The organism is Microbulbifer sp. ABH2_005, assembly GCF_056160005.1.
Window position 1 is genome coordinate 453,657 of sequence record NZ_JBSWWI010000001.1, and the last position, 14,304, is coordinate 467,960.

At 52.7% G+C, this 14,304-nt stretch carries 8 protein-coding genes; 2 read left to right on the forward strand and 6 right to left on the reverse strand.

Annotation, left to right across the window (positions count from 1 at the left end; translation table 11 throughout):
* Window positions 1-95: 95 nt before the first annotated feature.
* A complete protein-coding gene (pulA, locus tag ACXAFI_RS01985) occupies window positions 96-3,422 on the reverse strand; it encodes a pullulanase-type alpha-1,6-glucosidase (RefSeq protein ID WP_475107473.1) in 3,327 nt (1,108 codons plus the stop codon).
* A 590-nt stretch (window positions 3,423-4,012) separates the two neighbouring features.
* Between pulA and rsgA the strand changes: the two genes are divergently transcribed.
* Window positions 4,013-5,131: a ribosome small subunit-dependent GTPase A gene (gene rsgA, locus ACXAFI_RS01990; RefSeq protein ID WP_475107474.1), complete on the forward strand. Its 1,119-nt coding sequence runs from the start codon at window positions 4,013-4,015 to the stop codon at window positions 5,129-5,131.
* 39 nt (window positions 5,132-5,170) lie between these two features.
* On the opposite strand, the gene ACXAFI_RS01995 is transcribed toward rsgA, so the two are convergent.
* Entirely contained in the window at window positions 5,171-5,488 is a 318-nt protein-coding gene (locus ACXAFI_RS01995) for a DMT family transporter (protein WP_475107475.1), read from the reverse strand.
* A 249-nt stretch (window positions 5,489-5,737) separates the two neighbouring features.
* Between ACXAFI_RS01995 and ACXAFI_RS02000 the strand changes: the two genes are divergently transcribed.
* The gene (locus ACXAFI_RS02000; RefSeq protein ID WP_475107476.1) at window positions 5,738-7,831 is read left to right on the forward strand and encodes a TonB-dependent receptor; all 2,094 of its coding nucleotides are present in this window, start codon (window positions 5,738-5,740) and stop codon (window positions 7,829-7,831) included.
* Window positions 7,832-7,846: 15 nt separating this feature from the next.
* On the opposite strand, the gene tcuB is transcribed toward ACXAFI_RS02000, so the two are convergent.
* The 4 genes from tcuB to dxs form a co-directional block, all read right to left on the reverse strand.
* Window positions 7,847-8,914 carry a tricarballylate utilization 4Fe-4S protein TcuB gene (tcuB, locus tag ACXAFI_RS02005; protein ID WP_475107477.1) on the reverse strand — a complete coding sequence of 356 codons (1,068 nt, stop codon included), beginning with the start codon at window positions 8,912-8,914 and terminating at the stop codon, window positions 7,847-7,849.
* Entirely contained in the window at window positions 8,901-10,310 is a 1,410-nt protein-coding gene (gene tcuA, locus ACXAFI_RS02010) for an FAD-dependent tricarballylate dehydrogenase TcuA (RefSeq protein WP_475107478.1), read from the reverse strand. Before tcuA ends, tcuB begins: the two co-directional genes overlap by 14 nt.
* Window positions 10,311-10,390: 80 nt before the next feature.
* Window positions 10,391-12,241, reverse strand: a complete 1,851-nt coding sequence (locus ACXAFI_RS02015; protein ID WP_475107479.1) for a DUF885 domain-containing protein — start codon at window positions 12,239-12,241, stop codon at window positions 10,391-10,393.
* A gap of 132 nt (window positions 12,242-12,373) precedes the next feature.
* Window positions 12,374-14,290, reverse strand: a complete 1,917-nt coding sequence (gene dxs, locus ACXAFI_RS02020) for a 1-deoxy-D-xylulose-5-phosphate synthase (protein WP_475107480.1) — start codon at window positions 14,288-14,290, stop codon at window positions 12,374-12,376.
* Window positions 14,291-14,304: the final 14 nt, after the last annotated feature.

Below are 14,304 nucleotides of genomic sequence, written 5' to 3' on the forward strand. Positions count from 1 at the left end.
AATTGTGGGTTTATTACTTGGTGAGAGCCGGAAATAAGTTTCTAAAAAATCCAAAAAAAGACCGGAAAATCCGGCCTTTTTTAATCTGCATAGAATTAATGTCTGCGGCGTGGCTGCACAAATACGGCGGTAGTACGGCCGGGCAGAGTAAAGGTGCCTGTGTCTCTATCAAACTTCACTCCGCGCAGGCGTGAGTCTACCGAGCGGCGTTGACGTGGATGCTTGAACAAGTACTTACCAATGAGTTTTTCACTGGTGAACTCCACCGATTCTTTATCGCCATTAAACAGCACCACAATACGCTCAAAGCGGCGATCGATGCTGCCACTGGAATCGGATAACTCCATCACAATCAGACCAGGAATCTGGTCGGGTCCGGTGTTGAGGAAATTGAGGTGTGCCTCTACGGACTCGGCATCAGGCAAGCGGAACAGGGGGGAGCTGTTGCGAATCGCCAGCTGCTCGCGGAATAGAGCGGAGCTCCACAAGCGGTGCCGGCGCTCGGGAGCCAATTCCGGGTTTGCCAGTAAAGGTTGCATCAGGGACCAGTTATCTTCGTTTTTATCTGCGATAGGTAAACCCGCACCCCAATTATCGGTGGCGTGGCTGAAGTCCAGTGCATTAAACCAGTCACCGGAGTTGTAACTGTCCCGATCCATCGACTTTGAGCGCAGGAAATCCTGGCCTGCGTGGATAAACGGCACTCCCTGGGCGAACAGAACCAGGGAATTACTGAATGCCTGGATACGCACTCGTTCAGCCAAGTCGGCGCTGTCACTGGCTTTGATCTGTACTCCGTCGAACAGCGTCTCGTTGTCGTGGGCGGCAATATAATTAATGGATTCCTGCGGGTCGGCGGTATAGCCGGTGGGCTGGCCGTTATAGACTAGCTCGCTGCCGGTAATGATATTGCCGTTGGCATCTTCAAAAGGATAATCTGCCAGGTTGCCGGCGAGGGAAACGCGGACTTTATCTGCCAGGGTTAGCAGTGTGGCACGCTCATCTTCTCCCTCAAACTTACCGTTACTGTCGGTGAACAGACCGGTACCAAAGCCCTGCTCCTCAAAGCCTCCGAAGGGGTTGCCGCCACGCACGGAATCGCGCAGGCGATCGTTAAAGGTGCCGATACCGCTGCCGGCCATATTGCCCTGGCGGGCCTGTACAAAGCGAGCATCGTCAGCCACCTCGCCAAAATTCCAGCCCTCGCCGTACAGATAGATAGCGCTGCCATCGACACCATCGGCTGCCGGGGTCAGTGATTGCAATGCCGCTTGCGCCTTGAGGATATTGTCGAGGCTGTGGTGTCCCATCAGATCGAAACGGAAGCTGTCTATCTTGTAGGACCGGGCCCAGGTGACCAGGGAATCGATCATCAGCTTTTCCATCATGGCGTGCTCACTGGCGGTATTTGCGCAGCAGCTACTCATTTCCACACCGCCCTCCAGATTGCGGCGGTGGTAATAGCCGGGGACGATTTTATCGAGTACGGAGTTGTCGTATTGGCCGTAGGAGCTGGTGTGGTTGTAAACCACATCCATCACCAGTCGCAGGCCGGAGTGGGATAGCCCTTGCACCATTTGACGGAATTCGCGAATGCGCGCAGGTCCATCGGGAGCGCTGCTATAGCTGCCTTCGGGGACGGTGTAGTGCAATGGATCGTAGCCCCAGTTAAAGCCATCGGTATCGCGAATAGCATCTACCTGGGCCTGCTGCTCGCTGCTGTCCGATGCGTAGTCTGAGAGGTCCGGGGTTTGCTGCTGCTGCGTGCGATCTTCATTGACGGTGGCAAAGTCAAAGGCCGGCAGCAGGTGGATATGGGTGAGGCCGGCGCGGGCCAGTTTATTGAGGTGGCGCATGCCGTCGCTGTGCTTGCGGGTGAAAGCCTTGAAGGTGCCGCGCTCTGCTTCGGGGACAGTTTGATCCGCAATACTGAAATCGCGTACGTGCAGCTCGTAGACACTGATATCTTCCGGCTGGGTTAACTTGGGCTTACGCAGGCGGTCCCAACCGCGCGGCTTCAGATCCCGATCATCCAGGTTGACGATCTGGCTTTTGCCGCTATTGATGGAGAGACTTAGGGAGTAGGGGTCGGTGACCAGGTTGGTTTCAATCTGGCGGCTGAAGTAGGAATACACCTCGACCTCGTAGAGGTAAAAGCTGCGGTCCCACTGCTTATCGATATCGGCACTCCAAACCCCGGTAGATTCATCGCGCAGCATGGATACCACGTGATCGGCGCTATCGCTGCTGGAGTCTGTAAACAGGTGCAGCTTTACTGCCCGTGCGGTGGGAGCCCAAAGATCGAGCTGGATATTCTCCTCGCCGACACGGGCACCGAGTTCACCGTCGTAGTAGAAGCGATCATCGAGCGCGCCTGCCATCTGCACACCCGTTGCATCCAGTAACGTGCCCTCCGCATCGTAAGCGGCGAGTGCGAGTTGCTGGGTGACCAGATCACTGATGGAGGCCTGCCCTGGCAATTGCCAGGCACTGAAACTGGCCAGGTGCGGGAATTTTTGTTGGGCGCTGTCGGGCAAGGTGGCGAGAGGGGTGAGATCGATGGTGCCATCGGAACGGATATCACCGTCCTCCAGTTTTAGCTCGGCGCTGTTGCTGTAGTGCAATTTAACCTTGGTACCTTCCGGCACCTGGATATCCCAGGCAAAGCTGCTGGTATCCACCCAGTGCGCTTTATCGCTGCTCAGGTCACCCTTGGCGAAGCCATCACTGCTGACGGAGACTTCTTTACTATTCGAGTCAAAAGCAAAGTAGATTTCGTCGTAATCGGCAGCCACGGTAAAGCTGACGTTAGCTCCATTGTTGCCGTAGCTCTCCTCCCAGCCTTCGTGCAAGGCTACCTTGAATTCATAGGAACCGGCAGGCAGTGCTGAGGTGATAAAGGTGTAGGTGCCATCTCCATCGGCATCCTGCATCCAGCTGTGCAGGCAACCGGGTTGCCAGTCTCCCGGGCACCCGAGCAGGGATTGGAAGTTGCCGGCTACAGTGGCGACCACGCTATTGTGGTTGTCGGTGATCCAGTGACTCTCGTGGTCGTAGATAAATTTAACTTCGCGAGCCTCATCCTGGCTAAGGGAAATATTACCGCCGTCCCTCTGGCCGCCCCAGCCATAATTTTCATCCCAGCTGTTGTTGAGAGCGGCTTTGTACTCCCAGTTGCCGCCGGGTATCCAAAAGTTGCCCTGCCATTTGTCATCTTCGCTGTCATAGCGGAGCAGGGTGGCGACACAACCTGGTTGCCAGTCGCCATCGCAGCCCAGTTGGCTTTGTAGGTTGCCGGGAATATTGACCTCTGTGGGATCTGGTGTGTCAGATGCCCAAACCGGTACTTGGATGGAGCAGAAGACTGCCCCCAGAATCAGCCCGGCTCTTGTGCCGGGCCCTGTAAATTTTGTTGTTGGCATAGCGCTTCCCATTTTTTTTGTACTTGTTGCGGTTCTCTCAGTTGGTATTGAATCGCAGTCACGCATTGACGGCCTCCCACCCCGAGGAGGTGGAGGTCTGGGGGAGGTGGTTGGGGGTGTCATAAAAGCTTTATAAATTCGTCATCTTGTGGCAATGCGCGCTAGAGAAGATGATTCGCGAGTAGAAGAAGTGGCGAGAAGAAAAGTCGGTTCTATACTCTATTGATCAGGTTACTGTGGGTCGAGAAAGGTGATGCACTCGCTGTAATCGGATTCGAAGGCCGGCTTTTGCCGGCTTTGCTTTTTGTGGCGGGGCAATTACTAAGAGGCTTTCCGGGATTATCCTTGCTCCTATCCCTGGGTAGTGCTAATTTGCCAACAACCCGGCCAGGTACTATGGCGGAGTCCAGAACTCAATAACTGCGGAGGATGATTGATGATTGTTGCAACCCTCCGTCGGGTCCAGTAGCAGCCTCCAGCTGCCCACGCCCGGCGATAGATTCCTAGACGTCGGGCTTTCCCTGAGAAAGCTCTGTTGGCCGCGTATCTGCGGTCGCTTGGTGCTTTGTTGCGCCCAGAGGGTTTCAATCTTGAGTAAATCTCACTTTACCCGCCGGTCTGTTAATAGATTCGGCACTAAATCCCTACCTATCAAAATTGAGCGGGAAGCTTCTCCGCTACAAAAACTCGGTTGGAAGTCTTTTTTCCAACAGCAGCTGACGCTCGAAGAACTCGAACAGTGTTTGCCGCTGCGGGTTATGGCTGTACACCGCAGTCGCCTGGAATTGGCCGGCGAGCAGGGGGCTTTGTCCCTTCCCCTAACCGGGGGTCTTGTGGCTAATTTGCCCGCGGTGGGGGATTGGCTGTTGTTAGAGAAGAGCAGTGGATACTTCGTGCGTTTGTTGAGCCGCAGCAGCCAGTTTGAGCGCATGGCACCTGGGGGGCATCAGGTGCAGATGATCGCCGCCAATGTCGATAGTGTTTTTATTGTTTCGTCCCTGAATGATGACTTTAACCTCTCACGTATTGAGCGCTATTTGGCTCTGGCTCGGGAGTCTGGTTGCAGCCCACACCTGATACTGACTAAGACCGATCTGTGTGAAGATACAGCCCCTTTTCTTCAGGCATTGCGTCCATTCGGCGAATTACCCGCTGCACTGGTAAATAGCCTGGATCGAGAAAGCGTGGCACAGCTGCGCCAGTGGTGCTTACCTGGGGAAACTATCGCGCTGTTAGGTTCTTCTGGAGTGGGTAAATCCACTTTGCTAAATGCGCTGTCTGGCGAATCCCTGGCTGAGACTGGGACCATTCGTGAAGCCGACAGCAAAGGGCGCCACACTACACGGAAGCGCTCTCTTCATTCCCTGAGTTGGGGAGCGCTGTTACTCGATAGCCCTGGAATGCGGGAGCTGGGGTTGGTGCATGTTGAAGATGGCGTGGCGGAGACTTTTTCTGATATTGAAGCCTTGTCCAGAGAGTGTCGCTTCTCTGACTGCCAGCACCAGTCAGAGCCAGGCTGTGCGGTACAAGAGGCAATAACGGGCGGTTCGCTGGATGATCGGCGCTTGCGCAATTGGCAAAAACTGCAACAGGAACTAAGCCGTAACGGTCAAACTCTGGCTCAGAAGCGGGCAGGGGAGAGAGCGCTATCCCAGATGTATCGATCTGTACAAAACCAGGCGCGTAAACACAAATATTCAGAGGATTAATAGAACTGGCACCCGGGAATTTTCCCGGGTGCTTCTCAATTAATGAGAGAGTTTTAACGTGATAACGCCTAAGATAATGAGCAAAACTCCCAGATAGCGCCCAAGGCTGGTGGAGTCTCCAAAGAACAGCACCCCTACCGCAAAGGCTCCGGCGGCACCAATTCCAGTCCAGACAGCATAGGAAGTACCAATAGGTATCTCCCGCTGCGCCAGCCACAGAAGAAATCCACTGACCCCAATAAATACCACAGCCATAGCCACACCCAGAAGGCGGGTATTACTTCCCTGTGAAATTTTCAGTCCCAGCACCCAACCAATTTCGCATAGTCCAGCGAGTATTAAGTAGAACCAGGCCATGATATTCCTTTAAAAATAGCTTTGGGTTTTAAACTCTAGCGCCGCCTGGGACGCTTGCTTGTTGCTGCACACATTAGGTGGTCAATAGAAAAGATATAGCTGAGAATGGAGGAAACGCGTTTTATGAAGCTTGGGGTGGGCTGAGCGGTAGATCGTATTGTTCTTTAGTAACAGCTATTTCCGATATAATCAGATTTTAAGGGAAGTATTCTGCGATAAAAATAAAAATCAATTATAGGGAGTTTGGGGATGTTGAGTGTGGTCCATGGAATAAAAGGAGTCTCACTGTTTTTTGTATCTGCCTGGTTATTTTTTTCTTCTGATTTTTCGTATGGCAGTGAGATGCAGATAGAGACTCTGGTCGTTACAGCAGGTAGATATGATCAGGGCATTACAGACCGGGTAGAGAGTATTTCTATTGTCGCCAATGATGTGCTGAAGAAAGCTGGTAACGCCCATATTCAACAAAGTTTGGCGAGTGTGCCCGGAGCAAATCTGGCCAGAGGAAATGGGCAGGAATATCTGCCCGCCTTGCGCTCTCCAGTGCTGACGGGTGCGGGAGCTTGTGGGGGAATTCTGACAGCAGAGGATGGAATTCCACTGAGAGCAAATGGCTTTTGCAATATCAATGAGTTATTTGAATCTTATAGTGAGGCAGCACGTCATATCGAAGTCATAAGAGGACCTGCTGGTACGCTCTATGGCTCAAATGCGTTGCATGGATTGATCAATATTATTAGTCGTGACCCTGTCGAGGATGAGGGGGGATTACTCAATGTTGATACGGGACCTCACGATTATTACCGATTGGGCGTGTCAGCGAATCATCGTCTTAATGCTGAAGGTGCTGGGATAAGTACAGATTTGTATCTAATGACCGATGGTGGCTATAGAGACCACTCCGGTGTGGACCAGCAAAAAGCCAGTGTTCAGTATGTTAGCCATATCGGAGATAGCAGAGTTCGAACCCGTTTGGTAGCTACAAACCTGAACCAGGAAACTGCGGGTTACGTTGAGGGAAAGGGCGCTTATCGAGATCCTCGTTTGAGCCTTACAAACCCCAATCCAGAGTCATTTCGGGATGCCTATGCCATCAGGATGTATTCCCTGATCGATATACCTATCAACCGTGATAGCCAAATACAATTGGCGCCGTATTTTCGAAAAACCAAAATGCGTTTTCTGCAACATTATTTACCGGGCCAGCCTTTGGAAGAAAATGGTCAGGAAAGCATTGGAATTAGAAGTAGTTATTATCTGGAGTTGGACAAAAAGCTGAATCTGGTTTCGGGTATTGATGCGGAATTAAGTGAGGGATATCTCTTGGAGGCGCAAGAGAAAGTTACCGAGGGATCTGAATTTCTTCAGGCGACGATTCCTGTGGGTAAGCACTATGATTACGAAGTGACGGTTTGGAATATTGCTCCTTACGCATCAGTAAACTGGCGGCTCAGTGATAAATTGGAAATTACTGGCGGAGTGAGGTTTGAGTCAGCACATTTTAATTACGACAATAACATGCTCTCCGGGCGTACCGATGAAAATGGCTTGGCTTGTGACTTCGGCGGTTGCCGGTTTAGTCGACCGAGTGACCGAAAAGATAGATTTAACAATATCTCCCCCAAGCTGGGCGCACTATTACAATTAGATAGTGAGTTTCAATTATTTACCCAAATTGCTCAGGGGTATCGGGTGCCCCAGACGACGGAATTATATCGCTTACAGAGGGAGCAAACGGTTGCAGAACTGGACTCTGAAGAGCTCAATAGCTTTGAAATAGGGCTGAGGAAGCTGGGTGACCCCCTGTCATTTGAGTGGGTGGCCTATGCAATGGAAAAGGAAAATGTAATTTTTCGCGATGCTGATTACTTTAATCAGTCCAATGGGAAGACCCGGCACTGGGGATTGGAATTAGCAGTTAATTATGACTTATCTGAAAGTCTGCGTTTTGAGGCCAGTACCAGTTATGCTGAACATCGCTATGACGATCAAAGGGAGTTAGAGGGGGTAGAACTGGATGGAAATTTTGTAGATTCAGCACCAAAAACGTTCGGTAGCTATCGTCTGCACTGGTCTCCGAGTTCTCCAGTGTCGGCGGAACTGGAATGGTTACATCAGGGCAGCTATTTCACTGATCCTCAAAATGCTCATCGATACCCTGGACATGATTTACTGAATCTCCATCTGGCTTGGCAGTGGGAGCAATATGGATTTTTTGTACGAATATTGAATGTCACTGATAAAGCTTATGCTGAGCGCGCAGATTACAGCAGTTTTAGTGGTATTCGATATTTCCCTGGGGAGCCTCGGTCAATATATCTTGGCGTGACTCTCGATTGGTGATGCCAAAGTAACTATTTAATCTGCCGTTTTCATTTGAGCGTCTCGAATCAAAGCGGCAAAGCGATAAAAGCCGTGAGCCATTTTAGTGTACGGGGTAAGCAAGAAAAAAGCGAGAACGGCACCCAGATGTAAATCTAATAATAGGGAAAGTGCAGCGGTACCGCCCAAGAAAAATAAAAGTATGCCGCTGAGAGCGATAAACATTAGTAAACCGATAAACCCCATTTCCCCACTCCAGATCTGAGCCGCCCCCAGTTTGGGGTCGGCCTTGAGCTTTAGTCGGATAAGCTTGGTGCACCCAAGCAGTATCAGTAAGCCACCAGGTAGGCCGAGCAATTTGGGAACAGAAAGGATCGGATATGGGCCCTGAATATTCAGAAAATAATACATGATTGTGCCCGAGCATGTGGCGGCGAAGCAAAGCAAAAAGCCATAAAAGACGGCCTGATGTGCATATCGTCGCTGGTTACTAAAGCGGTCTTCATCCTCAAAATTACAGCCATCCCCGTGCCCCCCAGATAGATTGTTTAGCTTCCCAGCAGAATTTATTGCACTTATAAGGTGAATCCAGGTGATACTTTCTCCACTGATTTCCCTCCAATAGCGACGCAAACTGATTCCTAAGCTAAACAGCGGATAGAGAAAAGCAGGTAAGAAAATACTGGTCATAGTGGCGTGTGAAATTACTGCATAGAAACCCTCGCCACCGCTGGGTTTCAAAGTACTAGTGAGCAAGAAGATAAGGGTAAAACCTATGAGAGTTGCCAGGGCGATCAGGCTACCGCTCTTTTGAAATATTTGAGCAATGCCTCTGGGCCATGCGAAAGTCTCCCAGCTTTTCTGCCGCACTTCTGCCATAACCTGGGGAATATTTATATTGAACTCATGGGGGTCAATAAATTGGCATGCGTAGTAGCAGCCCCGGCAATTGTGGCAGAGGTTGGCCAACTGGATAATAGTCCCATCAGAAAATGATCGGTGTAACTGTAGTGAGGGAAAAACGGCACAGTAACCCTCACAGTAGCGACAGGCATTGCAAATTTTTATTTGTCGACGTGCCTCTTCCAAATTATTGACTTGCATAGTTGGCGGCTTCCCTACCGGCGATCCTTCCAAAAACAGTGCCTATCATCATACCCAGTCCGGCCAGGTAACCCTGGCTTAGGATTGATCCGGCCATGACTTCACCTGCGGCCCATAGATTTTTTACTGGCCCGGCAGCGGTACTGCACTGGGCATTTTCATCAACTCTGAGCCCCAGATAGGTGAAAGTAACCCCGGTGCGCAAGGCGTAGCAGTAAAACGGTGGCTTGTTAATGGGGCGAGCCCAGTTGGTTTTCTCTGGTGTCAGGCCCGTAGTGGAGACTCCATCCAGTTCGGTTGGATAAAAAGATTCACTACTGCCACAGGCGCTATTGAACGTAGTTACTGTGTTGATTAATTTTTTAGAGGGCAAGCTGGTTTTTTCTGCGAGCTCTTCCAAACTATTTGCTTCTGTAGGTGGGAATGCTGAAGGCATGGACAGTTTTAATGATTTTGAATCGAGAATTGCAAAAGCCACTTGGTCTGGCTGTTGCGCGACGAGGCGACCCCAGATGGCATAGCGTTTGGGCCAAATATCCTCCCCCTCATCATAGAAGCGTTGAGCCTCTTTATTGACGACTATTGAGAAGGGGATGCAATCGAGGCGAGTTACTATGCCGCCATCAAACTTCGGTGCTCTCCCGTCAATTGCCACCGCATGGCATTGGGTGGGATCTCCGATCGACTCTACGCCTTGCTCGAGTAAATCTTCCAAGACCACGCCTCGATTATAAGGTGTTCCGCGTATCAGGAAATTCTTGGCGGCTGGTCCCCAGGCTTTTTCTAGCCATTCCAGATTGGCTTCAAACCCACCGGAGGCGACAACAACTGATGTGGGTTCGATTCGGTAATGCAGGCCCTCGTAAACATAGTCGACATGAGCAATAAGATTGCCCTTCAGCTGCAAGTGTTTCACGTGTGCTCGATATAGCACATCAACCCCCAATGTTTCTGCGGTGCGATAATAGGCATTAACTAGAGACTTACCGCCGCCAAGAAAAAATGCATTGGTGCGGGTGAGAGATAATGTGCCGGATAGTGGCGGTTGGAAATGGACACCGTGCTTTTGCATCCAAGGAAATGTATTTTCGGATGAGTTAATTACCAGACGTGCCAGTTGTTCATTGGTTTTACCTCCGGTAACTTTTAAAAGATCGTCGTAGTATTCGTCTTCTCCGTAACTTCCCTCCAGTGGGCCGAGTGGGCCGTGGTGTTTACAGCGAACGTCTCGGGTATGGCGGGAATTTCCACCTCGATAGGGTTTGGGAGCAGTTTCCAGAATAACCACTTTGGCCCCGAGTTCGGCAGCAGTTATCGCTGCACACAGAGCGGCATTGCCACCCCCAATAATGGCGAGGTCGTAGCGATAGTTCACTTGTGGAAATACCTTTTGCAATGGGCTCAAGTTCCATTGCAAAAGGTAGGTGAAAGCTGAGGGTAATTAAGTGGGTAGGCATCTCCTACCACTAGAAAGCGTTAGCTGGTGGCGGGCTGCTCAACCTGCAAGGTATCGGTTTGCACAGACACGGAAGCTTGGCTCTCTAGCCAGTTGTCCATGCGTGCTTCGAGAATATTGAGCGGCAGAGCACCTGCACCTAACAGTGCGTCATGGAAACTGCGAATATCGAAATTGCTATCCAAGGTTTCCTCCGCCTCCTTTCGCAGCTCTTTAATTTTGAGCTGCCCCAGCTTGTAAGCCAGGGCCTGTCCGGGCCAGACCAGGTAGCGGTCAATTTCCACGGTGACGTCGTGCAGAGGTTTGGCGCTATTTTCCATGAAGTAATCAATCGCCTGCTCCCTGCTCCAGCCCAATTGATGCATGCCGGTGTCTACAACTAGACGCACTGCGCGCCACATATCGTAGGTCAGCGCTCCGAATTCACTATAGGGGTCCTTGTACAAACCCAGGTCATAACCGAGGCTCTCGGAATAAAGCCCCCAGCCTTCCACAAAGGAGGTGTAAAGTGCCATACGCCGCAATGGATGGATATCGGCTTGCTCCTGGGCCAGGGCAATCTGCAAATGGTGGCCAGGCATGGCCTCGTGCACCGTCAGCGCCTCCATTTCCCACTTGGGGCGGCTGGGCAGGTTATAGGTATTGGCATAGAAAATACCCGCACGCCCGGCTTCATTGGAGCCCGGCTGGTAATAGGCCGTGGTCTGTGATTGCTCTGAAAAGCTGGGAATGGGTTTTACTCCATAGGGCAATCTGGGCAGGGTGCCAAACAGCGCGGGTAACTCGCCGTCGATACGCTTGGCGATATCCCGGTAGTCTCTTAGTAAATCCTCGCGGCTGGTATGGTAGAAGCGCGGGTCGGTACGCAAAAATTCGGTAAACGCTTTGAAGTCGCCCTTAAAGCCGGTCTTCTGAATAATCCTGTCCATTTCACCGCGGATACGCTTCACTTCCGCAAGCCCAATGCGGTGGATCTCCTCGGGGCTGAGGTCGGTGGTGGTATTCTCTTCCACTTTATGGGCGTACCAGCGCAGGCCATCGGGGCGGCTGCTGAGGGCAATGTCTTTCTGTGCACCGGGAATATATTCTCTCTCGATAAATTCCGCCATGTCCCGCCAAGCCGGTAGCAACTGGCTGTTGTAGATGGCCAAGGCCCGTTGGCGCAGGCTCTTTTGTTTCGCTTGGGGGATCGCTTTGGGCATTTCTGCGAAAGCACTGAGCAGAGGGCTTTGCTCGGGATTTTTGGGGGTCAGCGCGCGGATCTGCCGCGGTAAGTCACGCAGGGTGATTTGCGGCGGGGTAACTCCATTACTTAACCCCTGCTGCATCAGGGCCTGTGTTTGTGTTACCAAAGTTGGAAGCTTTGACAAGCGCGCCAGAATCTCTTCGTAATCAGCAACCTTACTGCGCGGCATGCTGTTAAGCACGCTCGGCACATAGCGCTGGATGCCGCTCATATGGGTGATGGGTTGCAGGTGTTCAGGAAACTGAAAGCCCTTTACCTCGCCGAGGAGATCCTGGTAGAGCAGCTGATAGTCGAGCCGTTGTTGCTCGGGCAGTGCGTCAACGTTTAGGTTTCGGGTTGCGCCTAATAGCTGACGAGTCTGCTCCTGTCGCTGTTGAATGGCCCTGCTTGAATTATCCACCCAGCGATCATTTTGGCCTGGATAGCCCTCATAAGTGGCCCGGCTGGGAAAGCTCTCCATAATCCAGCGATAACGCAGGTCTTGCAGGGCAGTCAGCCGCTCAGAGACATTTTCTGTGGGCAGAGCCCGAAAAGCCTTCTTGAAATCTTTCTGATCCATGGCGGTAGCGCTAAAGCTGGCAAACAGGCCGATGGATGCGATAAAGGTTTTCTTGAGTAGTGACATCTTTCCCCCAAGGCGTGCGAAAGTCGAGTGATAGAAAGGCGCTGGGCCAGGCGGTCTCGTCGAATCAATAGTGCGCCGCAGAATTGTGAACCTGGCAGCCCGATACCCCAGGTGGCTATCGGGCCCGTATGGTTAGTTGGCGGCTGCAGCGCGGTCGTTAAAATTGTGCCGGTTAAGTAGCTGTAAGCGCCGGCGGATTTGTTCCTCGATACCTTCGGCATCAAGGCCTATAGCTGCGAGTAGGTCCTTGTGCTTACCGTGCTCAATGATGCGGTCGGGCAGTCCCAATTGCAGAACGGGTTGCGTTCGCGCAGAGCTGTTGAGGTACTCCATAACGGCACTGCCAGCACCGCCGGCTACGGTGTTTTCCTCGATGGTAACCAGTAGCTGATGGCTGTCAGCGAGTTCATCGATCAGGGCCTCGTCCAATGGCTTGACCCAGCGCATATCAGCGAGGGTGGCGCCGAGGCGCTCGGCCGCTGCCATGGCTGGGGCGAGCAGGGTACCAAAATTCAAAATGGCCACGCCGCTGCCCTTGCTCAGTAGGCGGCCCTTACCAATAGGTAGCTCGCGCATTTCTTCTTCGATCGCCGTGCCCATGCCGGTGCCGCGGGGGTAGCGTACCGCTGCGGGACCTTTGTGCTTGTAGGCGGTATACAGTAGCTGGCGGCACTCATTTTCGTCACTGGGTGCGGCGATAGCCAGGTAGGGCAGGCAGCGCATAAAGGTCAGGTCGAAGCTGCCGGCGTGTGTCGGGCCGTCCTCACCGACTAGACCGGCGCGGTCGATAGCGAAGGTGACATCCAGATTTTGGATAGTCACATCGTGCACCATCTGGTCGTAACCGCGCTGCAGGAAGGTGGAGTAAATGGCCACCACCGGCTTCTGTCCCTCGCAGGCGAGACCGGCGGCAAGCGTTACGGCGTGTTGCTCGGCGATCGCCACATCGTGGAAGCGCTGGGGGAATCGCTTGGAGAACTCCACCATACCGGAGCCCTCACACATGGCAGGAGTAATGCCGATCAGACGTTCGTCCTTTTCCGCGGTGTCACATAGCCACTGACCGAAGATGTCCTGGTATTTGGGGAGCTTCTTCCTGCCCGGTACGGCCACCTGGACCTTGCTTTCAGGCTCAAGCTTGTTCAATGCGTGGTAGCCCACCGGATCGGCCTCCGCCGGTCCAAAGCCCTTGCCTTTGGTCGTAGCGATATGCAGTAGCTGGGGACCGGGCTGGCTGCGCAGATTGCGCAGGGTATGCACCAAATCGTGCATATTGTGACCGTCTAGTGGTCCCACGTAGTTGAAGCCCAGCTCCTCGAACAGGGTGCCGGGGGTGATCATGCCTTTGACATGTTCTTCGGTGCGGCGCGCCAGCTGCCAGGCCTTGGGGATAGCCGACAGTATCTTGCGGCTGCCCTCGCGCATATTGAGATACGTTTTGCTGGCGAGAATCTTGGCGAAATAGGTGGCTAGTCCGCCGACATTCTTAGAGATCGACATGCTGTTGTCATTGAGAACAACCAACATATCCCGGCCGGTGTGAGACGCGTGATTGAGCGCCTCGAAGGCCATGCCGGCAGTCATTGCGCCGTCGCCAATCACCGCCACAACTTTGCGCTCGTCGGGTGAGCCCAAGGCCATACCCAGGGCTGCGCCGATGGAGGTGCTGGAGTGGCCGACACCAAAGGTGTCGTAGGGGCTTTCGCTGCGCTTGGGGAAGCCTGACAGGCCACCCTGTTGGCGCATGGTGAGCATTTGCTCGCGGCGGCCTGTTAGGATCTTGTGCGGGTAGGTCTGGTGACCCACATCCCAGACCAAGCGGTCTTCCGGTGTGTTGTAGATATAGTGCAGGGCGATGGTCAGCTCAACCACACCCAGGCCGGCGCCGAAGTGTCCGCCGGTTTGGCCGACACAGTACAACAGGTACTCGCGCAGTTGACTGGCGAGTTCGGGCAGTTGGCGTTCATCGAGTGCGCGCAGCTGTGCCGGCTCGTCGATAGCGTCGAGCAGTGGCGTATGCGGGCGAGTGCGTGGAATATCTTCGAGCATCAAACGGTTCAATT